A 24,687-nucleotide genomic window follows, 5' to 3' on the forward strand; every position below is an offset into this window, starting at 1 on the left:
AGCAATTTCATTCCACGCTTCCATCGCCCTGCGGCCGAGCCAGACTGCACAAGCCGCGCACATCCGGCGCTTCGCCCAGCGACCAGCAAGCCTTCAACAGGCCGTCGCACTGTCGAGCACCCAGCACTGCATCCGACAAGCCATGGAACTTGCGCTCCAGGTCCCCATCGCTCATCGGACGTTGCAAGGAGCCGATCGCGTGTTCCACGAACACATGCTCCCGCCGCCCGTCGGCAAGCACCGCCGTCACGTCCGCGCTCGCCTCGCCGATGCTGTCGTCCACCGTGGCCACCACCTTGCGGCGCAGCGCCACCACGTCGGCACGCGACACGATGTCGTCGGCGAACTCCTCCTCCGCCGCACGGCCGAAGATCAGCCCGGCCGCGCACCCGTGGTAGACGCTGAACTTGCCTTGCAAGCCATCGGCAGGCTCCTTCTTGCCCGTCAGTTCGAGCACCAGCGAGTGCACCTTGAGTTCGATGCGCTCGACCGAGTCCGGCGCGATGCCGCGCTCACGCAGCTGCACGCAGGCATCGATGCTCGGATGGATCACGATGCCGCAGGCAAAGGGCTTGTAGCTGTTGAAGGAGATCTCGAAGCGCTGGCCCAACGCGTCGGTGACTTCGTTCCACGCGTGCTTCGTCGACACGACCTGCGCCCAGCCGCGCGGCGCCTCGAGCGCCCGCGGACTCGCGGTGTAGCCATGCCTGGCCATCAACGCGGCCATCAGGCCGGCACGCGCTGCGCCGCCGGGGTGGAAGGGCTTGGTCATGGTGCCGAACTGTTCGCGCAGGCCGATCGGTTGCGACGCCGCGATGCCGAGCGCCATGGCCGTGCGCTCCGCATTGAGGCCGAGCAGGCGCGCGCAACCGGCGGCCGCGCCGAGCATGCCGGTGGTGCCGGTGATGTGCCAGCCGCGGTCGTAGTGGTCCGGGTAGACGGTGTTGCCCAGGCGGCAGGCCACGTCGATGCCCAGCACCAGCGCGTCGAGCACCTCGCGTCCGCTCGAACCGATGTGCTCGGCCAACGCCAGCAGCGCCGAGGCCACCGGACCTGCCGGGTGGATGATGGTCTTGAGGTGCGTGTCGTCGAAGTCGAAGGTGTGCGAGCTGATGCCGTTGAGCATCGCCGCGCTGGCCATGTCGGCCTTGTCCGCGCGGCCGAGCACGGTGGCTTGCGGCGCGGGCTGAAGCTCCCGCACCGCCGCCAAAGCAGCCTCGACGGCCTCGTGCCGCGCGGCGCCCACCGCGCAGCCCAGCCAGTTGAGGAAAGTGCGATGCGCCTCGTGGTCCACTGCATCGCTCCAGCCGCGCGATGGATGGCCTGCCACGAACTCGGCCAGGATGCGGGTGATGGGCGGGGCGTCGTGGTCTGCCGCGACCTGGGTATTGCGAGCCATCGGGGTGGGTGCCTAGTTATCGAGTTGGATGTTCTTTTCACGGGCGAGCTGCGTCCAGCGCGCGACGTCGGCACGGATGTAGTCGCCAAACTCCTGCGACGACATCGGCATCGGCTGGATCGCCTCGATCGACAGCTTCTCGCCCATGTCGGGCGCCTGGAGCACGGCGTTGAGCGTCTCGTTGAGTCGCTGCACCACGTCCGGCGGAATGCCCGCCGGGCCAACCACGCCATACCACTGCATGGCGTCGAAGCCGGCCAGGCCAAGTTCTTCCAGCGTCGGCACCTCCGGTATCTGCGGGTGGCGCGTCTTGCCGGTGACGGCGATGGCGCGCACGCGCCCCGACTTGATGTATTGCATGGCCGCGGCCAGGCCGGGGAACATCGCCTGCGTCTGCCCGCCGAGCAGGTCGGTGAAGGCCGGCGCGATGCCGCGGTAGGGCACGTGCGTCATCTCCAGGCCGGTCTGCGCCTTGAACAGTTCCATCGTCAGGTGCGTGAGCGAGCCCTGGCCAGCCGAGCCGTAGCTGAGCTTGCCGGGATTGGCCTTGGCATGCGCGATGAACTGCGTGAAGTCCTTCGCCGGCACGTCCACGTTGATGACGAGCACGTTGGGTGTGCCGCCGATCATGCCGATCGGCGTGAAGTCCTTGACCGCGTCGTAGGGCAGCTTGCGCGTGGCCGGGCTGGTTCCGTGCGTGGCGACGTAACCCTGCATGAGCGTGTAGCCATCGGCCGGCGCGCGCGCCGTGGCTTGCGATGCGATCACGCCCCCGCCGCCGCCCTGGTTGTCCACCACGAAGGCCTGGTTCAGCAACTTGCCCCAGCGCTCGGTCACCGTGCGGCCCACCATGTCGCTGCCGCCGCCTGCCGAGACCGGCACGATGTAGCGGATGGGCCTGGCCGGGAAAGACTGTGCCCGGGCCAATCCATGAAGCCCGAGCAAGGCGACCGAGGGAAGCGCGAGACTGAAGGCGCGGCGTTGCATGGACTGTCTCCTTGGCTCGATGAATGCGGCTGTGCCGGAGTTCAACGCCTCGTGCGCTGCAGGCGGTCGTAGGCGTCGCCCACGTGGCGTGCCATCAGGTCCTCGCAGCGCGCCATGTCGCCCTTGCGCAAGGCGCGCGCGATCTTCGTGTGGTCAGCGATCGAGGCTCGCATGCCGGTGTCTTGCGAGAGATTCTTCAGGCGAGACAGGTGCAGCTTCTGCACGATGCCCTGGTAGGTGGCGGCCAGCGCGTGGTTGCCGGCCGCATCGACGATGGTCCAGTGGAAGTGCAGGTTCTCGCGGTAGTAGCGCTGTACGTCGTGCGCCGCGAAGGCGTCGTTCATGCGGACGATCGAGGCATCCAGCACATCGGCCAGCGCGATGCGCGCGGCGGTCGCGAGGCACGCCACGCGCCGGCCGGCATAGCCGTCGAGCAGCCCGCGCATCTCGTACAGCTCGCGCACTTCCTCGGCGTCCGGTTCGCGCACGAACACGCCGGCATGCTTGCGCGCGACCACCAGGCCGGTGCTTTCGAGTTCACGCAGGGCTTCGCGCACAGGCACGCGGGAGATGCCCAGGCGCGACGCGACATCGGGCTCGTTGATGCGCTGGCCCGGTTGCAGTTCGCCGCGCAGGATCATGGCCAGCATGTCGTCGCGCACCAGCTTGGCCAGCGGGATGTCGCGCAACGTGGAAAGGTGGTCGGCCGCCGGAGCGGAGAGCCAGGGCATCATGAGGAAGATCCTTCGCACTCGGGTCGGGATGGCGCTGCCAGATTCCCGCAGGCGCCGGGCCGGGCATGGCCGCTCATCCCTGATGAGTTCGAATATCGTATACGACATACGAAGGCGGGAACAGGGCCTCCACATCGGTGAAAGTACCCAGGCGCTGGCAGGCTCGCCGCTTGGCCACGTTTCATTGCCTCACGCGGTCCGGGCCCTGCACGAGCGAAGCTGACAGATTGGTCAGGTGGATCTCGTGCCATCGCGGTGCTTCGGGGTCTGCGCGCATTGAAAGCGCTGCGGGAAGTGGCTAGGCTCTTGCACAGTTCACGCGCCGAAGATCCCTGCCATCGGTGTGCTGTCCCGCAGCACACAAGTCCCCTCCGAAGGATGGAACCCATGAGCACTGAAGCCACGCTGCAAGCACTGCGGCCCCATGCCGATGAATTCATCGCCATCCGCCGCGACATCCACCATCACCCCGAGCTTTCCTTCAAGGAGCAGCGCACCAGCGACCTGGTCGCCGAGCGCCTGCGCGAATGGGGCTACAGCGTCGAGCGCGGCCTCGGCGGCACCGGCCTGGTCGGGCAGTTGCGACGCGGCAGCGGCAAGCGCTCGATCGGGCTGCGCGCCGACATGGACGCGCTGCCGATCAAGGAAGAGACCGGCCTCAAGTACGCCAGCCGCAATGCCGGCGTGATGCATGCATGCGGCCACGACGGCCACACCGCCATGCTGCTCGGCGCGGCCAGGTCGCTGGCGGAGCGGGGGCAGTTCTCCGGCACGCTGAACCTGATCTTCCAGCCGGCCGAGGAATACGGCACGCGCGAGAGCGGCGCCATGCGCATGATGGACGACGGCCTGTTCGAGAAGTACCCCTGCGACGCGATCTTTGCCATGCACAACATGCCGGGGCATCCGCAGGGCAAGCTGGTGTTCCGCGACGGGCCGATGATGGCTTCGTCGGACAAGGTCTTCATCACGCTGAACGGTCGCGGCGGCCATGCCGCGATGCCGCACCGCGCGGCCGATCCGCTGGTGGCCGCGGCCAGCCTGGTGATGGCCTTGCAGACCGTCGTGTCGCGCAACGTCGATCCGCAGCAGACGGCCGTGGTCACGGTGGGCATGCTGCAGTCGGGCATCGCCAACAACGTGATCCCTCAGAGCGCGCGGCTGGCCCTGAGCGTGCGTGCGCTGGAACAGGACGTGCGCGACCTGCTGCAGAAACGCATCACCGAACTCGCCCACGCGCAGGCGCAAAGCTTCGGCGTCACGGCGGAAGTGGACTACCAGCGCGGCTATTCGGCGCTGGTCAATACGCCAGCCGAAACCGAGTTCGCGCGTCGCGTCGGCATCGAACTGGTGGGGGCCGAGCACGTCACGCCGCAAGGCGCCGCACTCACCGGCAGCGAGGATTTCGCCTTCATGCTCGAGAAGCGTCCCGGCTGCTACCTGCTGATCGGCAATGGCGACGGCGACAGCGCCGGCGCCTGCATGGTGCACAACCCCAGCTACGACTTCAACGACGACAACGTCGTGATCGGCGCGGCCTACTGGACTCGCCTGGCCGAGCGCTACCTCAGCGATGCGCCGCTGGCCGCCTGATCGATCAACCTTGGGCCGCGAAGGCCCAGATCCACTGCAACAGAAAAGAGGGAAACATGAGCACCACTCCCCATGACTTGCGCACAGCCGCGCTCCGGCACGCCGCCACGGACGTGTACAGCGGCGGCGCCGCTCCGCCCACCGAGCGTGTCACGCGCAGCATCGTGGCCGCCACCGTGGCCGGAAACGCGATGGAGTTCTACGACTTCACCACCTATGCCTTCTTCGCCGTCTACATCGGCAAGACCTTCTTCCCGGCGTCCACGCCACTCATGAGCCTGCTCTTGTCGGTGGCGGTGTTCGGCGTCGGCTTCGTCACGCGGCCGATCGGCGGCGTGCTGATCGGCGCCTTCGCCGACCGCGCCGGCCGCAAGCCCGCCATGCTGTTGACGATTGCGCTCATCACGGTGGGCACGCTGGGCCTGGCACTGACGCCGTCATACGCCAGCATCGGCATGGCGGCGCCGATCATCGTGGTGCTGTGCCGACTGGTGCAGGGGCTCGCGCTCGGCGGCGAGGTCGGGCCCTCGACGGCCTTCCTCATCGAGATCGCACCCCAGGGACAGCGCGGCCTGTATGGCAGTTGGCAACTCGCCAGCCAGGGTCTGGCCGCGCTGGTGGCGGGGACCATCGGCGTGGTGCTGACGATCGGGCTGTCGCCGGAGCAGATGCTGGCCTGGGGCTGGCGCGTGCCCTTCGTGCTGGGCCTGCTGCTGATACCGATCGCCATCTACCTGCGCCGCCGCATGCCGGAGACGCTGGAGCATGGCGCGGTTGAAACGACCGGCGGTGCGAAGCGTGAAGGCCTGGGCAGCTATACGAAGCTCCTCCTGCTCGGCATCCTGGTGGTGATGGGTGGGACCGTGTCGACCTATGTGGGCAACTACATGACGACCTATGCGATCTCGACGCTGAAACTGTCGCCCGTGATCGGCATGACCGCGACCGTTGTCTTCGGGCTGGCGACCTTCGTCTTCTCGCTGATCGGCGGCTGGCTGGCCGACCGCTACGGCCGCCGATGGATCATGGTGATCCCGCGCGTGGCGCTGGCACTCCTGACCTACCCGGCATTCATGCTGCTGATCGAACACACCAGCTTCATGAACCTGCTGCTCGTGACCACGCTGCTGGGCGGCATGACGGCGATCAGCGGCGCGGCCTCGCTCGTGATCGTTCCCGAACTCCTGCCCAACCACCTTCGAGCGCTGGGCATGTCGATCGCCTACGCGGTGGGCGTGTCGCTGTTCGGTGGCACCACGCAGTTCATCATCACCTGGCTGATCGGCACTACCGGCAATCCTGCGGCGCCGGCCTGGTATGTGACGGGTACCAGCATCATCACGGTGCTGGCGATGCTGGCCTTGCCGGAAACGCGCAGCAGGACCTTGGGAAGGTGAGGGCGCCCGGCCGCTACACCCGGCCGGCAGTGCGGCCCGTCACTCGCGCCCATATCGCCCGCAGGCGCCTCGCCCGATCCTCGAATACATAGGAACCCGCCAAGGAAAGCAGCCCCGAGACGATCCCCGTCACCACGGCTTCGAGGTGGAAGGCGCCGTAGTGGCTCTCGTGCGCGAAGCTGTCGCCGACCATCGTCAGCAGGCCCACCATCAGTGCGGTGCCGTAGCGGTTGGCATAGAGCCGGCCTGCCGGCGTGAAGGTCAGCAGCACGGCGAGGACCCCGGTGACCAGCCCCGTCTGCAGCGCGGTCGCCCAGTGCGGGATGCTCAGGATGTTGCCGAGGCTTCCCGGCATGCAGGTCATGCAGGCGCTGGTAGGCTGCCAGAAGCGCTGGACAAAGAGGAGCAGGCGGCGCTTCCAAGGGTTCGAGGTCATGGCGATCCTTTCTGCAAGGGCATTGTGAGCCTAGACTCCGCGTTCATGAATCCACTGAACCCCTCGGCCACCATCGAAAGCTGGCATGCCCATGTGTACTTCGATGCATCGACGCGGGACGCCGGCTGGACGCTACGCGAGACCATCGAGAAGGAACTGGCCGGACGCATGGAGATGGGACGGTTCCACGAAAAGCCGGTGGGCCCGCATCCGATGTGGAGCTACCAGTTGGCCATCCCCGCGGCCGACTTTTCCCTGGTGATCGGCTGGCTCGCGCTCAACCACGGCGCGCTGGACGTGTTCGTTCATCCGAACACTGGTGATGATCTTCGCGACCATCGGGATCGCGCGATGTGGCTGGGCAAGTCCTACGTGTTGAACCTGGCGATTTTTTCGAACTGAATCACCCGGCCTGGCCGTTGCGCCTCCCGATCGCCGCCGTGCATGTACCGGCTCGGCACCTCGCCGGTTACTCCTCGCCGTCCTTGTCGTCGTCGATGCTCGCACTCCAGCGCGTACCCCAGCCTCCGCCCTTGGCATCGTCCAGCAGCCGCCGGTCACGCTTGGTCGGCCGCCCTTGCTCGAGGCTGTGCGCGGGCTCCGTTCCCATGCGCCGCAACTCGCGCGCCGCGGCCTGGGCGGCGAGGCTCTCCGGCGTTTCCTCGTAGAGCTTCTGCGCGACCGGCGCGGGGCCGCGCTGGCCGCTGAGCCCGAGCACGCTCACCACCCGCGTCACCGGCCCCTGCCGCAGCGTGACCAGGTCGCCGACCTTCACCTCGCGCGAGGCCTTGGCAATGTCGCCATTGACCTGCACGCGGTGCTTGCCGATCTCGTCCGCGGCCAGCGAGCGCGTCTTGTAGAAGCGCGCGGCCCAGAGCCATTTGTCGATGCGGAGTCGTTCCATCAGGATGGATTGTCCAGCGGAAGCCAGACCATTGCCGTCAATCCGACGACTCGCCCGTCGATTTCCCGGTTGTCGAGTGAAATCCGCCCGCCCAGCGCCAGCACGATCTCGCGGCAGATCGCCAGCCCGAGGCCGGAGCCGCGCGTCACGTCACCCGCGGCAAAGGGCGCGAACAGGCGCTGCCGCAACTCCGCCGAGATGCCCGGGCCCACATCCTGCACCCGCAGGCAGACGCCCTCGTCCTCGGGCCGCAGCGCGACCAGCAGCCGCCCGCCGGGCGGACTGTGCTTGATCGCGTTGTGCAGCAGGTTGCGCGTGAGTTCCTGCAGCATCCAGCGGTGCGCGCGCACCGGCGATGGTGCTTCCTCGAACTCGAAATCCAGCGCCTTGTCGGCGATCAGCGGCGACACGTCCAGCGCCACCTCGCGCGCCATGTCCGCCCAGTCGACGCGGGTCGATTCCGGTTGCTGGCGCAACTGCTCGACCTTGGCCAGCGACAGCATCTGGTTGGCCAGCGCGGTCGCGCGCTCGACCGTTTCGTTGATCTCGCGCAGCGCCTCGTCGGGCGGCATGTCGCCCCGGCGCGCCGATTGCACCTGCGCCTTCAGCACCGCCAGCGGCGTGCGCAGTTGATGCGCGCTGTCGCGCACGAAGCGCTTCTGGTGATCCAGCAGCCGCTGCAGGCGACCCATGACCTCGTTGGTGGCATCGACCAGGGGACGCAGTTCGCGCGGCGCATCGGGCGCATCGATGGGCGACAGGTCGCTTTCCGCGCGCTCGGCCAGCTCGGCGCTGAGCCGGCGCACCGGGCGCGTCGCGCGCTGCACCACCAGCACCACCACCGCGGCAATCACTGCCATCAGCAACAGTTGCCGCCAGAGCGTGTCGAGCAGGATGCGCCGCGCCAGCGTCTGGCGCAGTTCCAGCGTCTCGGCCACCTGCACCACGGCCATGCCCCGGCCGCGCTCGCTCGCCACCGGCTGCAGCAGCACGGCCACGCGCACGGGCTCGTCGTGGACGGTGGCGTCGTAGAAATCGACGAGCGCCGCATAGGCCGGGCGCAGCGGTATCTGGCCGTGCCAGAACGGCAGGTCGTCGAAGCCTGACACCATCGCGCCCGACAGATGCGACACCCGGTAGAAGATGCGGCTCTGGTTGTCGGCCTCGAAGGCTTCGAGCGCGGAGTAGGGCACCTTGGCACGCAGCTCGGCCTGCTCGTCATAGCCCTCCACGTCGAGTTGCTCGCCGATGGTCTTGGCCGACGCCAGCAGGGTGCGGTCGTAGGCCAGCGTCGCAGCGGCCAGGCTCTGGCGGTAGAGGCTGACCGAGTTGATGACGACGAACACGCCGATCGGCGCGAGGATGCCGATCAGCAGCGTGCGGCGCAGCGAGGCGGCCGGCTTCATCCTTCCTCGCGCAGGAGGTAGCCGAGGCCGCGCAAGGTCATCAACGCAGTGCCGGTGCCGGCGAGCTTCTTGCGCAGACGGTAGACCACGACTTCGATGGCCTCGTACTGCACCTCGGTCTCGCCGGGGAACACCAGTTCGAACAGCCGTTCCTTCGTCACGGCATGGCCGGGCCTGGCCATCAGCGCGGTGAGCAGGGCCAGTTCGCGCGGGGTGAGTTCCATCACCTCGCCGCGGTGGTAGATGGCGCCGCTATCGGCCTCGAAGCGCAGCGCGCCCACCTGTTGCGGTCGCTCCGGGTCGGCGCCCATGCCATGGTGGCGGCGCCGCAGTGCGCGCAGCCGCGCCTCCAGTTCGTCCAGGTCGAAGGGCTTGGGCAGGTAGTCGTCGGCGCCCGCGTTGAGGCCCATGATGCGGTCGCCCACGGTGCCGCGCGCGGTCAGCAGCAGCACGGGAGTGCGCAGGCCCGCGGCGCGCGCCTGGGCCAGCACCTGCAGGCCGTCGAGGTTGGGCAGGCTGAGGTCGAGCGCGACCACGTCGGGCTCCAGTTCGCGCCACTGCGCCACCGCCAGCGCGCCGTCCCCGCAGAGGCGCACGTCAATGCGGCGCCGCGCCAGCGCGCGCTGCAGCGTGGCCTGCATCGATGGGTCATCCTCGACCAGCAGGAGTTTCATTCAGCCTTCGAATTTCATGTGATCCGCCCCACGGATTGGGCGCGGTCGATGGCCCTTGCAGGGTTCAGTGTTTTCCCCAAGACGCAGGACAGCCAACTGACAGCAAGGCGGCGCATGATACCCAGTCAGCTTCCGGTCAGTACCACAGTCACAGGAGACCTTCTCATATGCGTCGCGATACCTTTCTGAAATCCCTTGCAGCACTGGCCGCCACCGGTGCCCTGCCTCTGTCGGCCTGGGCTGCGGCCAACGTCAAGATGATGATCCCCGCCAACCCCGGCGGCGGCTGGGACACCACCGGCCGCGCGCTGGGCAAGGCCATGTCGGACGGCAAGCTCGCCGACACCGTCACCTACGACAACAAGGGCGGCGCCGCCGGCGCGCTGGGCCTGGCCCAGTTCGTGAACGGCTCCAAGGGCGATCCGAACGCGCTGATGGTGATGGGCTCCGTGATGCTCGGCGGCATCATCACCGGCAAGCCCCCGGTCAAGCTCGAACAGGCCACGCCGCTGGCGCGCCTGACCACCGAATACAACGTCTTCGTTCTGCCGGCCAACTCGCCGCTCAAGTCGATGGCCGACGTGGTCGCGCAACTCAAGAAGGACCCGGGCAGCGTCAAGTGGGGCGGCGGTTCGCGCGGCTCCACCGAGCACATCGCCGCGGCCATGATCGCGCAGAAGGTCGGCGCCGATCCGTCGAAGATCAACTACGTCGCCTTCCGTGGCGGCGGCGAGGCCACGGCGGCCATCCTGGGCGGCAACGTCACGGTGGGCGGCAGCGGCTACAGCGAGTTCGCCGAGTACATCGCGGCGGGCAAGATGAAGGCGATCGCCGTCACCTCGGCCCAGCGCCTGCCCGGCGTCAACGTGCCGACACTGAAGGAGCAGGGCATCGACGTCGAGATCGGCAACTGGCGCGGCGTGTACGGCGCGCCGGGCATCACGCCGGACCAGCGCAAGGCGCTGATCGACGTGGTGCTGGCCGCGGTGAAGACCCCGTCCTGGGCCGATGCGCTCAAGAAGAACGACTGGACGCCGGCCGTCATTTCCGGCGATGCCTTCTCCAGGTTCGTCGACGACGACTTCGCAAGCCTGCGCGCCATCATGACCAAGTCCGGCATGGTGTAAGGGGCCGAGGGCAATACCCGCGGGCCGGCAAGGTCGGCTCCGCGGTGTGTCTCGCAATGGGGCGCTCACGCCCCGAATCCAGGAAAAAGACAAATGACAAACCCAGAAATCGCGGCGTCACCGCAAGCGGGCGCCTTGTGGCCGCAGACCCTGGTCGGGGTCGGCGTGCTGTTGACGGGCCTGCTGCTCGCGATGGGCGCCATCGACATCTCGTCCGAGGCGGGCTACGGCGGCGTCGGCCCCAACTTCCTGCCGTGGCTGGTATCGATCGTGCTCACGATCTGTGGCGGCTGGATCATCTGGGAGGCGCGCACCGGTGGCTTTCGGGAACTGGAGGCGGCCCCGGACGAGGAGCCGGCCTACTGGCCCGGTTTCGTCTGGGTGTCGGCCGGGCTGCTGCTCAACGCGGCGCTCATCACCACGCTGGGTTTCATCCTGAGTTGCACATTAGCCTATGTGCTGGCCGTGCAGGGCCTGCGCCGCGCCAACGGGCAGGCCGCGGCCAACCAGCCGCGCACGTGGCTCCTCGACTGCCTCACGGGCTTCCTGATCGCGGCCCCGGTGTACTGGGCTTTCACCAAATTCCTGGCGATCAACCTGCCCGGACTCACCAACACCGGCTGGCTCTGACATGGACATCTTCAACGCATTGATGCACGGGTTCGCGCTCGCGATCACCCCTGCCAACCTGCTCTGGTGCCTGGTCGGCTGTGCGCTCGGCACGGCCGTCGGCGTGCTGCCCGGCATCGGCCCGGCGGTCGCGGTCGCGATGCTGCTGCCGATCACGGCCAAGGTCGAGGTCACGGCCTCGATGATCTTCTTCTCCGGCATCTACTACGGCGCGATGTACGGCGGCTCCACCACTTCCATCCTGCTCAACACGCCCGGGGAGACGGCCAGCATGGTGACGGCCATGGAGGGCAACAAGATGGCCAAGAGCGGGCGAGCGGGCGCGGCGCTTGCCACGGCAGCCATCGGCTCCTTCGTGGCGGGCTCCATCGCAACAGTTATCGTCACCCTGTTCGCGCCTTTCGTGGCCGAGTTCGCCGTCAAGCTCGGTCCGCCGGAATACTTCCTGCTGATGCTGCTGGCCTTCACCACGGTGAGCGCGGTGTTGGGCAAGAGCACCTTGCGCGGCATGACGGCGCTCTTCGTCGGCCTGGCTGCGGGCTGCGTCGGGCTCGACCAGATCTCCGGCCAGGGCCGCTACACCGGCGGCGTTCCGGAACTGCTCGACGGCATCGAGATCGTGCTGGTCGCGGTCGGGCTGTTCGCCGTGGCCGAAGTGCTCTACGCAGTGTTGTACGAAGGCAAGGTCGTCGAAGGGCAGAACAAGCTGAGCCGCGTGCACATGAGCGCGGCCGACTGGAAGCGCTCCATCCCGGCCTGGCTGCGCGGCACGGCCATCGGCACGCCCTTCGGCTGCATCCCGGCGGGCGGCACCGAGATCCCGACCTTCCTCAGCTATGCCACGGAAAAGAAACTGGCCAAGCCCGAGCACAGGAAGGACTTCGGCACCGTCGGCGCCATCGAAGGCGTGGCGGGCCCCGAGGCCGCCAACAACGCGACGGTGACGGCGGCGCTGATCCCCTTGCTCACGCTCGGCATCCCGACCAGCAACACCACCGCCATCCTGCTCGGCGCCTTCCAGAACTACGGCATCCAGCCGGGGCCACAGCTGTTCACCACCTCGGCCGCGCTGGTCTGGGCGCTGATCGCGTCGCTCTACATCGGCAACGTGATGCTGCTGGTGCTGAACCTGCCGATGGTCGGCCTGTGGGTGAAGCTACTGAAGATCCCCAAGCCGCAGCTCTATGCGGGCATCCTGATCTTCGCGACGGTGGGCGCCTACGGCATGCGCCAGAGTTCCTTCGACCTGTTCCTGCTCTACGGCATCGGCATCCTGGGCGTGCTCATGCGGCGCTTCGACTTCCCGACCGCGCCGGTGGTGGTCGGCATGATCCTGGGGCCGCTGGCCGAGGCGCAACTGCGCAATGCCATGTCGATCGGCGAGGGCAGCGCGGTGGTGTTCTTCCAGCGGCCGATGTCGATTGCGCTGGTCGTCATCGTGCTGGCCGTGCTGATCCTGCCGCGCCTGGCCAAGCGCTTCAGCGATCGCAAGGCGCAGGCGGCGCTGGTCTCCTGACGAATGCTCGCGTGAGTCGCGGCGGCGCTATCTATCGCAGCGCCGCCGCGACGCGTTCGGCGATGCGGGCCATGCCCCAATCATGCGGATGCGCGTTGACGGCGGCATTCGCAAATTGGGTCCCCTGGCGGTCCTGGCTTGCGGGATCGGGATGGATGTCGCCGATGTCGACGTAGCGCCCGCCGCGCAACATGCATTCCTGCCGGATGATGGCGTCCGTCGAGGGGTTGCGCCACCAGGTCGAGAGGCAGACGAGACGCAGCCCTCGTGATGCCGTCGCCAACAGCTTGCTGTAGGCCGCTGCGAAGGGCGCGAGGTTTGCCGGCTGCACGTTGTCCCCGAGTTCTACGACCACCAGGGTCGTGGCGTCGATGCGGGGGGCCATCTCCGCAATCCGGCCCGCATTGGCCACGGGGTCCTGTTCGAGGCTGGAGAAGCTGAAGACCGACACGGGCAACTTCAGGGCATCGCCCGTCAGGTGCGCGTAGTCACTGGCCTGGGCCGATGCCGCCATGCCCCAGTGATTCGGCCAATCCAACGCCTTGTTCTCCGGATGAAGCGTCAGGCTGTTGCCGATGAAGGCGATGCGCGTGGCCTTTGCCTCCGGGGCGGGAGGTGTCGCGGCGATGGCTGTGTTGCCAACCGGAGTGATCCAGAGCCAAGCGGCAAGGCCGATGAGCAGGCCGAGTTTGGCGAAGATTTTCATTTCCGTAGCGATAGGGCCGGCTTTTCGATGAGATGCCAGGACGGCATCGCGAGCAACAGCGTCTCAGTGACAGCGACACAAGTCAATGTCCATGTGTCAACTCCCGGCAGCATGGCGGCGGCGCACCGGTGCACCTGGAACGCATAGACATACACGCAGTGGGAATAGTCGCCGACCCGGCTGTAGGCGCAAATGACCGGGATGACTTGGGGGTCACGGCAGGTCCTGCGCAAAGTGCTGCCGGTACGCCGCCACCATCACCTGCGCCGACGCACGCCAGTTGAATCGCGCCGCCTGCGCAATGCCCCGCTCGATGGCGCGCGATCGAGCGATCGGGTTCGACAACAGCGTCGATACGGCCGCCGCGATGGCGGTGGGAAAGTTGGGGTCGGCCGTCAGCGCGGCGTCGCCGGCGACCTCGGGCAGGGAGGTCGTGCTCGACGTCACGACCGGCACGCCGCTGGCCATCGCCTCCGCGACCGGCATGCCGAAGCCCTCGGCAAAGGTCGGATAGACGAACACCGCCGCATGGCGCAACAGCGCGGGCAGGCCATGGTCCGGCACCTTCTCCATGAAGCGCACGTCCTGCTCCAGCCCCAGCGTGCGCACGGCGTCGAAGATGGGTTCGCTGTGGAAGTCGCGCTGGCCGATGATCACCAGCGGCATCCGTGGTCCGGGCAGCAGGGCGTAGGCGCGCAGCAGGTTCAGGTGGTTCTTGCGCGGCTCCAGCCGGCCGACGGTGCAGAGGTAGCCGCCGGGCTCCAGACCGGCGCTGCGCACATAGTCGGCGCCCTCGGCGCCCGGATGGAAGCGCGTGGTGTCGATCCCGTTGGTGGTGATCGCGATGCGCACCGGGTCGATGTCGTAGAGCCGCGCAATCTCCCCGCGCGAGAACTCGCTCACCGTGAAGAGCAGGCTGGCATGGCGCACCGCGATCATGCTCGTCACGCGGGACATCCGGACGAAGTTGGGCGTGAAGTACTGCGGGTGCGTCTCGAACAGCGTGTCGTGGATGGTGCAGGCGCAGGGCCCCAGCCGCAGGAAGGGCAGGCGGTACTGCATGTGCAAAAGGTCGATGTCGTGCTTGCGTTGCAGCAGCGCCAGTTGCCACCCCAGGCGCGCCATGCCGCCGGCATGGGGTACTTCGATCAGCTCGACGTTGGGCGCGTTGAACACCGGGTATTCCGCGCGCAGTCGCGCGGTGTTGCCCAGCAGGAAGACGAAGTCGATCTCGGGCGCCTGCACGATCGCCTCCTGGTAGACACCGAGGATGTGGCTGCGGCTGCCCTGGAAGATGCCGTCGAAGGTATGGAAGTCCACGCCGACGCGCGGGCGGGGAGGAGAGGCGGTCATGAGCTGGGAATGTCCACGGTGATGAGCGCCACGCTGTGCGGGGGCAGGCGCGCGCTGAGTTTCTGGTTGGCACGGACCTCGAGCGGGGACTCGCCGCGCGTGAGCATGTCGGGCTTGTCGCCGGCGTCGAAGACGTCGTCGGAGGACAGGAGGCTCATGCGCGCCTGCGCGGCGCGGACGGCGCCGAAGCCGAACTGCCCCAGCGCGGCGCGCCGGGGGTCCTTGTTGATGACGATCATGCGCAGGGCCGCGCGGCCTCCGCTGGCATCGGCGCGCGTGGCAAGGATCTCGACCAGCGGCATGGCATCCACGGCCTCCACCTGGCCGATGCTTGCGACGCGCACGGTTTCCGACTGCACGGCGGCCTGGATGCGCTGCCCCTGCAGCGCCTCGCCCATCAGCTGCAGGACCTGGAAGGCCGGCCTCGGGAACGCACCGGCATGGATCGCGCCGAAGAGCCCGTTGGCCGACAGCGACCAGTAGTTCGCCAGTAGGACGTCGGGCGTCTCGGCGAACACGCGCAGCACATCGGCCAGGAAGATGGCGCCCGCGGGCGCGCTGGTCCATTTGTCGGATGGGCCCCGGCCCAGGCTGAACAGAGGGCTGTATTCGGTCACCGCCAGCGGCAGCTTCTGTCTTGGCCGCACGTCGGCGAGCAGTTGTCGCATGACGCCGAAGTCGCGTTTCACGGTGAGCGCGCCCGCCGCTGCGCCCCAGTACAACTCGACGGGCGACATGCCGCGCTTGGAGCCGAAGGGCATGTAGGCGTTGTGCAGGCACGCGTAGTCGAAGCGCTCGGTCACGGTGCCGAGCACCGTGCGCGTGAAACCGGGGTAGGGCGTGACCGGCAGGCCGGCGCGCTGGTCGGTGGTCAGCGGGAGGCCGATGACGATGTCGGGGTCGACCGCGCGCATGGCGCGGATGAAGGTGTCGACGCGCCGCGCGAATTCCTGCGGCGGCAGGTTGACGTCGGTGCGGGACTCTTCCTTGAGATAGGGCTCGTTGCCCATTTCCCAGTACGCCACGTGCGGCAGCTTGCGGCCGGTGATGCGCGATGTCATGCGCCCCACGTTGGTGGCCGCCACCCAGCGCGCCGCTTCCTCGGCCGTGCCGGTCACGATGTTCACGGTGATCAGCGGCTGGGCGTCGACCGCCTCGCACAGTTCGAGAAAGCGCCGCGTGTCCATCAGCGTGCGCTGGCGCTCGCGGCTGAAGACATGTTCGTTGACGGGCGCCTCCCAATGGAACACGTCCGAGAACGTGCCGCCCGGAAAGCGCAGCACGGTGGGCCCGAGGCGGCGCGCCATCGCGAGCATGGCCGGCGCGAAGCCGCCGTCCTCCTTCACCATGTTGTCCCCGCCGTACACCCAGCCGACGTTGCTGCCGAGCACGCGGCGGTTGACAGGCGTGCCCGCCGCCCGCGCGTCGATCGTCACGTCGAACGCATGCGACTCGTTGCTGGGCGCGAACGTCGCATCATCCGGGCCCGCGGGACCGGGCCGCGCCCGGCACGACGACTGCAGCAGCATCCCGCCGGCCCCGACGGCCAGCGTCGAGCCCGCGAGCCAGGCACGCCGCGTCAGTGGGTACGCAGGATGGCCCATGCGCGTCGCATCATGTCCTGGCTCGACCGGGCCCTGCGGTCGAAGCCGCTGTCGGGCTGGAAGGTGCCGGCCACCTGGTACATCAGCCAGCGCAGGCCGAAGCCCGAAACCGTGATGACGTCGTAGACCCGCAGGCCGCGTCCGCCGCGCATCTGCCGGTAGAACTGGCGCGGCCCCTTGAGCGACGACAGCAGGACATCGCCTTCCTGCTTCTTCATGCTCGCGCCCTGGTAGTGGATGATCGAGACCTTCGGGCTGTAGACCACGCGGCCGCCTGCCTGCTTGAGGCGATGGCAGAGTTCCATGTCCTCGCCGTACATGAAGTACTCGGTGTTGAACAGGCGTCCGTCGAGCTTGCTGCCGCGCAGCATCATGCAGGCGCCCGAGACCCAGTCGACATCGATGTCCTCGCGCACGTCATGGTCCAGGTAGAGCGGCAGCGGCCGCCATGCGGCGGGCAGCAGGCGGTCGAGGAAGAAGTTGTGCGTCATCAGGTTCAGCAGGCGCGGATAGGCGCCGCCGGTCCAGCGCTGCAGCGTGCGGTCGCCGTTGAGCAGGCGGCAGCCGATCACGGCGACCTCGGGCGATGCGTCCATGGCCTTGACCAGGTCGACGATGGCGTTGGGCTCCACCACCGTGTCGGGGTTCAGCAGCAGGACATAGGGCGCCTCGCAGAACTCCAGCACCTGGTTGTTGGCGCGGCCGAAGCCGACGTTGTCGACGTTGGCGACCAGGTGCACCTGCGGGAAGCAGTCGCGGACCATGGCGGTGCTGCCGTCGCCCGACGCGTTGTCGACGACGATCACCTGCATGGCGTCGGCCGGGAGGCCTCCTTGCTCGTAGACCGACTTGATGCAGGCGTGCAGCAGTTCGCGCACGTTCCAGTTGACGATGATGATGCTGACCAGCGGTTGTTTCATGTCTTCGTTCATTTGTTCAGGCCCGGTTGGCGCCATCGCGGATGACGCGGGGCCGATCCCAGAGGACGAGCCCGCCTTCGGGCACGTCGAAGGTGACGAGCGCGCCCGGACCGATGTGCGCGCCGTTGCCGATGCAGACCGGGCCGAGCACGTTGGCGCCATAGGCCAGGACGACGTCGTCGCCGATGACGGGGTAACCCGGGCCGCCGCCGATGTCGTCCATCGCCATGCCGCCGCCGATGGCGCTGCAACCGTTGATGGTGATGCGCGCCCCGAGCTTTCCGAACACGTTCACGCAGGTGGCGTGTGCAATGAGCGCCGAGGGGCCGATGGAGGTGGTCGGTGGTATCTCGGCACGCGTCAGGTACAGGGCGAAGAGCGACACCATGCGCGCCAAGCCTGTCCATCCCTTGACGTAGAGGCAGCGCGAGACGCGATGGAACAGAAGCGCCTGGAAGCCAGGCAGGCAGAAGAAGTAGGCGCGATGGGCCCACGAATCCGGCATTTGCAGGTGCTGTGCGACGCGGTCCAGGTCGGTGCCGATGAGGCGACGCGTTTCACGCCATCCCGGGCTTTTCCGTTCGAGCGAAGGCAGGGTCGACGCGGTCATTGATCGCTGCCCCCCGAGGGGGCATGGGCGACATCCCCGTCCGTGGTCCGCGTGATGCGCGACAGCGGCGCGGCCACGACGGCGCCGGCCGGTATGTCGCGCATGACCGCCGCGCCAGGGCCGAGCCGCGCACCGTCGCCGACACGGATCGGCCCGAGCACGATGGACTTGATGGCCATGACCACGTTGTCGCCGACCACCGGCAGGCCCGGCCCGCCACCGATGTCCTGGCTGTCGAAGCCGCCGCCCGTGCCGCCGTCGCCCATCAGCGTGAAGTTGCTGCCGATGCGCCCGCAGAGCACGACAGGGCAGTGGCCGATCATGCAGCCGGGGCCGATGGACGTGGCGGGCGGGATGTCCACGCGCGTCACGTAATGGTTGAACAGGTACATCAGGTTGGCCAGCGTGCGCCAGCCGCGCAGGTAGGCATGGCGGTAGAGGCGGTAGAGAAATACACCCTGGAAGGACGGCAACAGGAACCAGAACACCTTCCTGGGCAGCGTCACGTTGTCGCCCATCAGCGGGACGAAGCGGGCGAAGTCCTGCCGGATGCACGCGCGCGTCTCGGCCCAGCGCATCGGAGCGTCCTTCGGGGGCGTCGCAGTCGAATGGTCCATGGCAGTGCGCAAGGTTCGGAATGGGTGTGTGCTCAGGCCCGGGCCCGGGAGCGCTTGTGGCGATGCCGGTCCATCACGTCGAGATAGAAGCGCTCCTGCGCATCGGCCACCGCGTTCCAGTCCCAGCGCCTCGCGTATTCGCGGGAGCCTTCGCCGAGACCTGCCAGGTTTTCCACGGGCGCGTGGAGCAGCACGCGCATCGCGGCCGCGTAGGCGTCGACATCGAATGCCTTGACCCGGGGGCTGAAGGGCGACGCCACCTCGTTCATCGGCGCGATGTCCCAGATCACGGTCTGCCGGGCGGCGGCGTTGGCCTCGGCGATGGTCATGCCGAAGGTCTCGGTGCGCGACGGCATCACCACGAACCGGCATCCCTCCAGCAGCCGCAAGCGTTCGGTCGCATTGAAGGGGCCGGTGACGCGCACCCAGCGCCGCAAGTCGTGGCGGTCGATCAGTTGCTGCAGTTCCTGGGGCTCCTGCACCGTGCCGGCCAGCGTGAGCACTTCGCGCTCGGCCTCGGGAATCCGTGCATAGGCGGCGAGCAGCAGGTCGATGCCCTTGGCCCGGATCTCGATGCGGCCGAGGAACAGGATGCCCATGCCCGGCAGTGGACTGGTTTCGAACAAGGCGTCATCGACGCCGTTCGCGACCACGCGGCAGTTGGCCTTCGGGTGCCGCCCCTCGATGAAGGTCCGCATGGCTTCGGTCAGCACCACGAAGTTGTCGTACAGGCGCACGCCGTACTCCTCGCCCCAGTGGAATGGCAGCTTGAGCCTGCGGGTGTAGGCGCGGGCAAAGAACCATTGCACCGATGCGATCAACGGGCGGTCCCGGTGCCGGAACAGCGGCGTGTACGTGGCCGACGACGGCGGCATGAAGTCTTCCACCAGCAGGTCGTGGTCGAAGCGCCGCACGGCGCGGGGCAGCGAGGCCAGGTAGGTGATGTGGTGCGACGAGCCGTGGTTGCGGATCTTGCGGCCGAGGCGCACGTAGCGGATGCCGCTGCGGTGCATTTCCGGCGTCGATCCCGCGAAGGTCGGCGTGAGCACCGTGATTTCGTGCCGCAAGGCCAGGCGCTTGTAGATCTCGTAGGTCCGGATGGGACCGCCGCCAGAGAGCGGGTTGCCCATGTCATCCGGGTCGAGGTGGAGGATTCGCATGTCAGGCGTGTGCTTTCAGGAGGGATTGCGGTTGCTCAGCAACGCGATGTCGGCGCGCAGCGCGCGCCAGGGGTGGCGGCCCAGCGTTCCCAGCAGGACGATCGTCGCCACGTAGGCTGCGGGCGCCCCCACCGCAGCTGCCAGGGCGCCCTGGGGCAGTGCCAGCACCATGGTCGCCACGCCGGTCGCGCAGCCGGCCACGAGACGCGCGATGTGGAGCCAGGGCGGGGGCATGCCGAGTTCGCGCACCGCCCAGCGCAGGCGCCACATCACACGCACGCACAGGCCGATCACGACCGACGCGGCGGCACCGGTGGGCCCGAAGCCGGGCACCAGCGCGCCCAGCGCCAGCACCAGCGCCACGAGCCCGAGGGTCAGCGATCGCAGGTCGTGCCGCTGAGCGCTGGCCGCCAGCATCGTGGACGACAGGATGACGTCCACCATCATGATGGCGGCGGCGAAGATCAGCCAGCGCAGCCCCGCCGCGGCCTCGGCCATGTCGGGGCGATAGAGCAGGTCGATCACCGGCTGCGCGAATGCGGCGGCCATCATCGCGAACGCCAGGCCCAGCAGCAGGCCGATGCGCACCGACAGGCCGAGCGTCGTGCGGAACTGCTCGCGCGCCGACAGGAACTGCCTGGACAGCGTGGGCAGGACGACCAGCGCGGTCACCGTCGGAAGCATTTGCGCCGCATCGTAGAGCCGCGAGCCGGCCGAGTACGTGGCCACGTCGTGCAGGCCGCGCAGGTGCGACAGCGTCAGCACGTCGAGCCGCGACACCAGCGCTGCGACCACGGCGATGCTGAAGAACACCGGCACCTCGGACCAGTTGCGCTTCTGCAGTTGCCAGGTCCAGGCGCCGACCCGCGGGAAGGGCATCATCGAATGCAGCGCATAGAGCAGGGCCGCGAGGAAGCGCAGCACCAGGAAGACGGTGAACACGCCCACCAGTCCATGGCCGAGCCAGACGCAGGCAATGGCCAGCACCGTGCGCAACAGTGACTCGATGAAGTAGAGGCGCGCCACGTCGGCCACGCGTTCCTGCGCGAGCAGCCCCGCTTCGGCCACGATCGTCCACGCGGTCGGCAGCAACGAAAGCGCGACCAGGCCGAAGGACAGCGCGATGTCGCCGCTGTAGGAGACGTGGCCCCATGTCGCCACCATCAGTGCCAGCAGCACGCTGACAGGTGCGGCGAATGCGAAGGCGTTGGTGATCTCGACCGGCAGGCTGCCCGGCGTGGTGGCGACCCGGCGCATCAGCGGCACTGTCAGCCCCAGCAAGGGCAGCAGCTGGACCATCAGGAACACGTTCATCAACAGCGAGAAGCCGCCCAGCGCCTCGGTGCCGAGCATCCGCGACAGCGCCCAGAACAGCCCGTAGTTGAGCGCCGCGGTCGCGAGGCGGGAGCCCATGGCCGAGCCCAGCGCCACCAGGAACTTGCCGCGCTTCACGTCGTGCGCTCCCGGTCGGCCTGCAGCGTCAGCGCCTGCAACACGCCAGCGGCCAGCCAGAACAGGTAGACGCGGATGTCGACGTAGTAGTTGTCGGAGTTGAAGAACAGCGCTTCGCCGACGACCGCCGCCGACAAGCCGATTGCAATGGCGAAGGTGCCGTGGTCCTGCCAGCGGGAAAGCGGCCAGGGCAGCCGCACGAAGCGCCACAACAGGTACACGAACAGCAGCATCGCCGGAATGCCCAGTTCCGCCGCCACGAGCAGGAAGTGGTTGTGCACCACCAACTGGTGCAATGCTTGTTGATAGGCCTCGGTGACGTTGGCGAACAGCGGCGTGGCGTATTCGAATGCCGCGCGGTTGTAGTCCCCGAAACCCACGCCAGCGAAGGGATTGGCCTGGATGATGGTGAAGGCCATGTCCGCCAGCAACACGCGCGATTCGAGCGAGCGGTTGTCGGGTGCGGTGAGGCGCAGCAGGATCGCCGGGTAGAGGGCGACCACCACGAGCGCGCAGGCGATCAGGGCCATGAACATCAGGGCCAGCTGGGGCCGGCTGACGAGTCCCTTGCGGACGTAGACGGCCACGATGACGAAGGTGGCGAGCGCAGCGCTGGCCCACCCGCCGCGCGACAGGGTGATCAACAGGACCATGGCGCCGCCCAGGGTCGTCACCACGGCCATCCACCATGCCGACGGCGGAATGCGCGCGGGCCCCAGCAGGCACAGCGCCATGGCGGGCGGAAGCACGATGACCAGGTAGTGCGCGAGCGAATTGGGGTGGTTCATGAACCCCGAAGGCCGGTACGTCGACACGCCGCCGCCGAAGTCGACGCTGGCGCCAAAGGCCAGTCCCTTGGATCCGGGCAGCGTCAGCGGCAACTGGGTGATGGCTTGCAGCGCCACGTAGACGATCGACAGGAGCAGCACCGCCAGCGAGGCCTTGACGACCAGCCGCACGTCCGAGGTGTCCCGGATGGTGTGCGAGGCCACGTAGAAACCGATCACGGCAAGGGAATACGCCGCCGCACTGCCCAGCGACAACAGGCCCTGGGCCGCACCGAAGCTGCGGATCCAGATGAACACCATGAAGCCCAGCGCCAGCCAGTCGAGCCGGGTCATCGGTGGCCAGCGCCGCTCCAGCAGCGCGCGATGTCCCAGCCAGGCGACCAGCAGCGCCAGCAGCGCCATGTGGGAAAGCGTCAGGTACAGGCCGGGTGAGTAGTAGGGGCCGGCGGGAAAGTACAAGGACGTCAGCGGCGAGATGATCGCCTTGCTGATGTCGACGGGCGCGAGGAAGAACACCGCGGCCAGCAGCGGCCGCCGCAGCTGCCGCGTGGCCAGTGCATAGACCGCCGCCGCGATGACGCCCAGCCCCGCCACCTGCAACCCCGTGGACTCCGCACCGAGCAACGATGCCATGCCGAGCCCGCCCAGCAGCACGCCGGCCGCGAGAACAATGCACTCGAAGCTGGAGGTGGCGCGGCTCGGCCAGGTGTTCAATCGCCGCCGATCCACGAAGGCAGGGGCTGCGGCGCGCGATTCAGCACGACGCCAGTGATGTCGGTGGGCGCGATCGCAGCCTCTCTCAACGCGCGCCTGACCTTCTGCGGAGACGTCCGGACCGAGTCGACCACCAGCAGCACCGCGTCCACGCGCGCCAGCAGCGCGCCGCAGTTCGCGATCACCGGTCCGTCGATCAGGCTGAGCCTGAAGCGCGTGCGCAGCGCCACGATCCCCGCGGCCACGGCCGCTGCGTTGTAGAGCTCGTCGCGCCGCTGCTCCTGCGAAACCGGGATGTAGAACAGGTGCGGCGTTTGCGTGGCGTGAACCGATGTGTCCACCAGCCTGGTGCCCATGGTCGCATCGATGAAGCCGGTGGAGACCAGGCCGATGTCGCCAAGGGTGGACTGGGCGGATTCGTGCGCGAGCATTCGCGACACGAAGCTTTTGCCTTCGCCAGCGACTGCGCTGGTCACCAGCACCACATGTCCGCCATCGTTGCGGACGGGCAGTTTTTCCAGCATGGCCAGCGCGAGGCGGGCTGCCAGGAGCGAATCAGGATTTTTCATTTGCGGGGGCGTCCGGCGGCGTCGGGTGGGGTGGGGCTGGCAGGCCTGTCGGCGAAGGTCGGCAGCGCGCCGAGCACGGGGGCGCCCAGCAAACGCTCGACCTCGCGCCGGCTTTGCATGCGCGGACGAAGGAACTGCTTCAGCGTGACCAGGAGCAGGCCGAGCAAGAAGCCGGCGAAGGGGCCGGACAGGGCGATGAGCTTCTTCCTGCGCGCTTCGCGCCCGTCGGGCACGCTTGGTGGATCGACCACGATCCGGCCGTCGAGCGCCGCTGGCGTCAGCTGCATGTAGATGTCGATCTGGTCGAGCTTGCGGCGCAGTTCCACGTAGCGGTCCAGCGCCAGCGAGCGCTGGCGCTCCAGCCGGTTGAAGGCCGCGGCATTGGCAGCGGTCGAGCGCACCTGCGAGGCAAGGCGGGCCCGCATGTCGGCCACGCGCTGCTTCAGCTTCCTGACGCCGTCGGCCTCGTCGGTGAAGGTCTGGCGAAGCTCGTCGAGCTGGCCCTGGAGCTCGAGGTACTGCGTGACCAACTGGGCGTTCGCGGTTTCATTGGCGCTGCGGCCGGTCTCGCGGCGCGTGCCGACCGCGCCGGTGGCAGCGCCTGCCAGCGTGGCCGATGCGGTGAGGTCGGTGTCGTGGCTTTCGCGGACCGCGAGTTGCACCATGGCGTCCTCGGCGCTCTTCAGTTCCGCCTGGGTCGACACGATCTGCGACTTCAGCAGGTTTGTCGTCGCCGTGCCGAGGCGCCGGTTCTGCTGCGTGCTGACGCGCAGGTAGGCGTCGAGCATGCCCGCGAGCGCGCGCTGTGCGAGTTCGGGATCGGTGCTGGCAAGGCTGACCTCGAGCACATTGGACGTGGTCTCGGCCGTCTTCGAGCGCACCGGCTCGATGCTCATGTTGGCCAGCATGTCGTCGGCGATCCGGCCCTGGCGGGTGGCGCTGTCCGTCTTTTCCGGTGCGTCCAGGGCGGGAAAGGTTTCGGCGAGCATCGACCTGGCGTTTGCGATGGCCGACACAGGAAGCTGCGAAGACTGGACGCCGAGCTTGTCGACCACTTCGAGGGCGTTGGTGCGGTTGAGCACCAGTGCCATTTCGGTTTCGATCTTGCGGCTGACCGGCTCGGCGAACTGGGATTCGCGGTAGGCCGCGATGCCCGACAGGAACGACGGCGTGCCGATCTGGTCGATCTGCACCAGCATCCGCGCGGTGGATGTGTAGACGGGCACCTGCGCGAAGTACAGGCCCAGCGCAAGCGCCGAGACAAGCACCGTGCAGCTTGCGATGAGCCGGCCGTTGCGCCAGAGCATGCCCGCGATTTCTCCGGGAGAGATGAGGGTCTGTGAAGTGGAAGGACGGTCAGGGAACAAGGGCGTGGTGGCGGGCATTTGAGC

The 24,687-nt window shown here is 68.0% G+C and carries 24 protein-coding genes; 6 read left to right on the plus strand and 18 right to left on the minus strand.

Annotated features, from left to right (window positions below; translation table 11 throughout):
- Nucleotides 1-7: 7 nt before the first annotated feature.
- From HCU76_RS20910 to HCU76_RS20920, 3 genes are read right to left on the minus strand one after another with little or no spacing between them, the layout of a single operon-like run.
- Nucleotides 8-1,399 carry an MmgE/PrpD family protein gene (locus HCU76_RS20910; protein ID WP_218510540.1) on the minus strand — a complete coding sequence of 464 codons (1,392 nt, stop codon included), beginning with the start codon at nucleotides 1,397-1,399 and terminating at the stop codon, nucleotides 8-10.
- Between the two features lie 12 nt (nucleotides 1,400-1,411).
- Nucleotides 1,412-2,386 (minus strand): tripartite tricarboxylate transporter substrate binding protein, encoded by a 975-nt coding sequence (locus HCU76_RS20915; protein WP_218510541.1) that lies wholly within the window; start codon nucleotides 2,384-2,386, stop codon nucleotides 1,412-1,414.
- Nucleotides 2,387-2,427: 41 nt separating this feature from the next.
- Nucleotides 2,428-3,120 carry a GntR family transcriptional regulator gene (locus HCU76_RS20920; protein ID WP_218510542.1) on the minus strand — a complete coding sequence of 231 codons (693 nt, stop codon included), beginning with the start codon at nucleotides 3,118-3,120 and terminating at the stop codon, nucleotides 2,428-2,430.
- 387 nt (nucleotides 3,121-3,507) lie between these two features.
- Between HCU76_RS20920 and HCU76_RS20925 the strand changes: the two genes are divergently transcribed.
- Both HCU76_RS20925 and HCU76_RS20930 read left to right on the plus strand, forming a co-directional pair.
- On the plus strand, nucleotides 3,508-4,713 hold the full coding sequence (locus HCU76_RS20925; protein ID WP_218510543.1) for a M20 aminoacylase family protein: 1,206 nt from the start codon (nucleotides 3,508-3,510) through the stop codon (nucleotides 4,711-4,713).
- 56 nt (nucleotides 4,714-4,769) lie between these two features.
- Nucleotides 4,770-6,110, plus strand: a complete 1,341-nt coding sequence (locus HCU76_RS20930) for an MFS transporter (protein WP_213954171.1) — start codon at nucleotides 4,770-4,772, stop codon at nucleotides 6,108-6,110.
- A gap of 13 nt (nucleotides 6,111-6,123) precedes the next feature.
- On the opposite strand, the gene HCU76_RS20935 is transcribed toward HCU76_RS20930, so the two are convergent.
- Complete coding sequence (locus tag HCU76_RS20935; protein ID WP_213954172.1) at nucleotides 6,124-6,546, minus strand: hypothetical protein; 423 nt, start codon at nucleotides 6,544-6,546, stop codon at nucleotides 6,124-6,126.
- A gap of 45 nt (nucleotides 6,547-6,591) precedes the next feature.
- On the opposite strand from HCU76_RS20935, the gene HCU76_RS20940 reads away from it, so the two are divergent.
- Entirely contained in the window at nucleotides 6,592-6,948 is a 357-nt protein-coding gene (locus HCU76_RS20940) for a DOPA 4,5-dioxygenase family protein (RefSeq protein WP_213954173.1), read from the plus strand.
- A 67-nt stretch (nucleotides 6,949-7,015) separates the two neighbouring features.
- Here the strand turns inward: HCU76_RS20940 and HCU76_RS20945 are convergent, their stop codons facing one another.
- The 3 genes from HCU76_RS20945 to HCU76_RS20955 are packed head-to-tail and all read right to left on the minus strand — an operon-like array spanning nucleotide 7,016 to nucleotide 9,530.
- Nucleotides 7,016-7,450 (minus strand): RNA-binding S4 domain-containing protein, encoded by a 435-nt coding sequence (locus HCU76_RS20945; RefSeq protein ID WP_213954174.1) that lies wholly within the window; start codon nucleotides 7,448-7,450, stop codon nucleotides 7,016-7,018.
- Nucleotides 7,450-8,856 carry a sensor histidine kinase gene (locus HCU76_RS20950; RefSeq protein WP_213954175.1) on the minus strand — a complete coding sequence of 469 codons (1,407 nt, stop codon included), beginning with the start codon at nucleotides 8,854-8,856 and terminating at the stop codon, nucleotides 7,450-7,452. The genes HCU76_RS20945 and HCU76_RS20950 overlap by 1 nt, the downstream gene beginning before the upstream one ends.
- Nucleotides 8,853-9,530 (minus strand): response regulator, encoded by a 678-nt coding sequence (locus HCU76_RS20955; RefSeq protein WP_213954176.1) that lies wholly within the window; start codon nucleotides 9,528-9,530, stop codon nucleotides 8,853-8,855. Before HCU76_RS20955 ends, HCU76_RS20950 begins: the two co-directional genes overlap by 4 nt.
- 167 nt (nucleotides 9,531-9,697) lie before the next feature.
- On the opposite strand from HCU76_RS20955, the gene HCU76_RS20960 reads away from it, so the two are divergent.
- The 3 genes from HCU76_RS20960 to HCU76_RS20970 all read left to right on the plus strand — a co-directional run bounded on the left by HCU76_RS20960 (nucleotide 9,698) and on the right by HCU76_RS20970 (nucleotide 12,803).
- On the plus strand, nucleotides 9,698-10,657 hold the full coding sequence (locus tag HCU76_RS20960; protein ID WP_218510544.1) for a tripartite tricarboxylate transporter substrate binding protein: 960 nt from the start codon (nucleotides 9,698-9,700) through the stop codon (nucleotides 10,655-10,657).
- Nucleotides 10,658-10,750: 93 nt separating this feature from the next.
- Complete coding sequence (locus HCU76_RS20965) at nucleotides 10,751-11,287, plus strand: tripartite tricarboxylate transporter TctB family protein (RefSeq protein ID WP_218510545.1); 537 nt, start codon at nucleotides 10,751-10,753, stop codon at nucleotides 11,285-11,287.
- Between the two features lies 1 nt (nucleotide 11,288).
- Nucleotides 11,289-12,803, plus strand: a complete 1,515-nt coding sequence (locus tag HCU76_RS20970; protein WP_213954179.1) for a tripartite tricarboxylate transporter permease — start codon at nucleotides 11,289-11,291, stop codon at nucleotides 12,801-12,803.
- 31 nt (nucleotides 12,804-12,834) lie between these two features.
- Here the strand turns inward: HCU76_RS20970 and HCU76_RS20975 are convergent, their stop codons facing one another.
- The 11 genes from HCU76_RS20975 to HCU76_RS21025 form a co-directional block, all read right to left on the minus strand.
- Nucleotides 12,835-13,509, minus strand: coding sequence for a hypothetical protein (locus HCU76_RS20975; RefSeq protein ID WP_218510546.1), 675 nt, complete (start codon nucleotides 13,507-13,509; stop codon nucleotides 12,835-12,837).
- Between the two features lie 213 nt (nucleotides 13,510-13,722).
- Entirely contained in the window at nucleotides 13,723-14,862 is a 1,140-nt protein-coding gene (locus tag HCU76_RS20980; RefSeq protein WP_218510547.1) for a glycosyltransferase family 1 protein, read from the minus strand.
- On the minus strand, nucleotides 14,859-16,466 hold the full coding sequence (locus HCU76_RS20985) for a hypothetical protein (RefSeq protein ID WP_218510548.1): 1,608 nt from the start codon (nucleotides 16,464-16,466) through the stop codon (nucleotides 14,859-14,861). The genes HCU76_RS20980 and HCU76_RS20985 overlap by 4 nt, the downstream gene beginning before the upstream one ends.
- Entirely contained in the window at nucleotides 16,442-17,386 is a 945-nt protein-coding gene (locus HCU76_RS20990; protein ID WP_218510549.1) for a glycosyltransferase family 2 protein, read from the minus strand. Before HCU76_RS20990 ends, HCU76_RS20985 begins: the two co-directional genes overlap by 25 nt.
- A 16-nt stretch (nucleotides 17,387-17,402) precedes the next feature.
- The gene (locus HCU76_RS20995) at nucleotides 17,403-17,996 is read right to left on the minus strand and encodes a serine O-acetyltransferase (protein ID WP_218510550.1); all 594 of its coding nucleotides are present in this window, start codon (nucleotides 17,994-17,996) and stop codon (nucleotides 17,403-17,405) included.
- Complete coding sequence (locus HCU76_RS21000; protein ID WP_218510551.1) at nucleotides 17,993-18,613, minus strand: hypothetical protein; 621 nt, start codon at nucleotides 18,611-18,613, stop codon at nucleotides 17,993-17,995. The genes HCU76_RS20995 and HCU76_RS21000 overlap by 4 nt, the downstream gene beginning before the upstream one ends.
- Nucleotides 18,614-18,645: 32 nt before the next feature.
- Nucleotides 18,646-19,773: a glycosyltransferase family 4 protein gene (locus tag HCU76_RS21005; RefSeq protein WP_218510552.1), complete on the minus strand. Its 1,128-nt coding sequence runs from the start codon at nucleotides 19,771-19,773 to the stop codon at nucleotides 18,646-18,648.
- A 15-nt stretch (nucleotides 19,774-19,788) separates the two neighbouring features.
- Nucleotides 19,789-21,225 carry an oligosaccharide flippase family protein gene (locus tag HCU76_RS21010; RefSeq protein WP_218510553.1) on the minus strand — a complete coding sequence of 479 codons (1,437 nt, stop codon included), beginning with the start codon at nucleotides 21,223-21,225 and terminating at the stop codon, nucleotides 19,789-19,791.
- A complete protein-coding gene (locus HCU76_RS21015; protein WP_218510554.1) occupies nucleotides 21,222-22,727 on the minus strand; it encodes an O-antigen ligase in 1,506 nt (501 codons plus the stop codon). Before HCU76_RS21015 ends, HCU76_RS21010 begins: the two co-directional genes overlap by 4 nt.
- On the minus strand, nucleotides 22,724-23,296 hold the full coding sequence (locus tag HCU76_RS21020) for a hypothetical protein (protein WP_218510555.1): 573 nt from the start codon (nucleotides 23,294-23,296) through the stop codon (nucleotides 22,724-22,726). Before HCU76_RS21020 ends, HCU76_RS21015 begins: the two co-directional genes overlap by 4 nt.
- Nucleotides 23,293-24,681, minus strand: a complete 1,389-nt coding sequence (locus HCU76_RS21025; RefSeq protein WP_371319871.1) for a GumC family protein — start codon at nucleotides 24,679-24,681, stop codon at nucleotides 23,293-23,295. The genes HCU76_RS21020 and HCU76_RS21025 overlap by 4 nt, the downstream gene beginning before the upstream one ends.
- Nucleotides 24,682-24,687 lie beyond the last annotated feature (6 nt).

This window comes from Variovorax sp. dw_308, assembly GCF_019207085.1.
GTDB lineage: Bacteria > Pseudomonadota > Gammaproteobacteria > Burkholderiales > Burkholderiaceae_C > Variovorax.

Coding starts and splice junctions, on each gene's coding strand:
- HCU76_RS20925 (WP_218510543.1), top strand. CDS start 3,508: ATGAGCACTGAAGCCACGCTGCAAGCACTGCGGCCCCATGCCGATGAA.
- HCU76_RS21000 (WP_218510551.1), bottom strand. CDS start 18,613: ATGGACCATTCGACTGCGACGCCCCCGAAGGACGCTCCGATGCGCTGG.
- HCU76_RS20935 (WP_213954172.1), bottom strand. CDS start 6,546: ATGACCTCGAACCCTTGGAAGCGCCGCCTGCTCCTCTTTGTCCAGCGC.
- HCU76_RS20930 (WP_213954171.1), top strand. CDS start 4,770: ATGAGCACCACTCCCCATGACTTGCGCACAGCCGCGCTCCGGCACGCC.
- HCU76_RS21020 (WP_218510555.1), bottom strand. CDS start 23,296: ATGAAAAATCCTGATTCGCTCCTGGCAGCCCGCCTCGCGCTGGCCATG.
- HCU76_RS20965 (WP_218510545.1), top strand. CDS start 10,751: ATGACAAACCCAGAAATCGCGGCGTCACCGCAAGCGGGCGCCTTGTGG.
- HCU76_RS20980 (WP_218510547.1), bottom strand. CDS start 14,862: ATGACCGCCTCTCCTCCCCGCCCGCGCGTCGGCGTGGACTTCCATACC.
- HCU76_RS20910 (WP_218510540.1), bottom strand. CDS start 1,399: ATGGCTCGCAATACCCAGGTCGCGGCAGACCACGACGCCCCGCCCATC.
- HCU76_RS21005 (WP_218510552.1), bottom strand. CDS start 19,773: ATGCGAATCCTCCACCTCGACCCGGATGACATGGGCAACCCGCTCTCT.
- HCU76_RS21025 (WP_371319871.1), bottom strand. CDS start 24,681: ATGCCCGCCACCACGCCCTTGTTCCCTGACCGTCCTTCCACTTCACAG.
- HCU76_RS20975 (WP_218510546.1), bottom strand. CDS start 13,509: ATGAAAATCTTCGCCAAACTCGGCCTGCTCATCGGCCTTGCCGCTTGG.
- HCU76_RS20950 (WP_213954175.1), bottom strand. CDS start 8,856: ATGAAGCCGGCCGCCTCGCTGCGCCGCACGCTGCTGATCGGCATCCTC.
- HCU76_RS20915 (WP_218510541.1), bottom strand. CDS start 2,386: ATGCAACGCCGCGCCTTCAGTCTCGCGCTTCCCTCGGTCGCCTTGCTC.
- HCU76_RS20920 (WP_218510542.1), bottom strand. CDS start 3,120: ATGATGCCCTGGCTCTCCGCTCCGGCGGCCGACCACCTTTCCACGTTG.
- HCU76_RS20970 (WP_213954179.1), top strand. CDS start 11,289: ATGGACATCTTCAACGCATTGATGCACGGGTTCGCGCTCGCGATCACC.
- HCU76_RS20945 (WP_213954174.1), bottom strand. CDS start 7,450: ATGGAACGACTCCGCATCGACAAATGGCTCTGGGCCGCGCGCTTCTAC.
- HCU76_RS20940 (WP_213954173.1), top strand. CDS start 6,592: ATGAATCCACTGAACCCCTCGGCCACCATCGAAAGCTGGCATGCCCAT.
- HCU76_RS20960 (WP_218510544.1), top strand. CDS start 9,698: ATGCGTCGCGATACCTTTCTGAAATCCCTTGCAGCACTGGCCGCCACC.
- HCU76_RS20955 (WP_213954176.1), bottom strand. CDS start 9,530: ATGAAACTCCTGCTGGTCGAGGATGACCCATCGATGCAGGCCACGCTG.
- HCU76_RS20990 (WP_218510549.1), bottom strand. CDS start 17,386: ATGAAACAACCGCTGGTCAGCATCATCATCGTCAACTGGAACGTGCGC.
- HCU76_RS20995 (WP_218510550.1), bottom strand. CDS start 17,996: ATGACCGCGTCGACCCTGCCTTCGCTCGAACGGAAAAGCCCGGGATGG.
- HCU76_RS20985 (WP_218510548.1), bottom strand. CDS start 16,466: ATGGGCCATCCTGCGTACCCACTGACGCGGCGTGCCTGGCTCGCGGGC.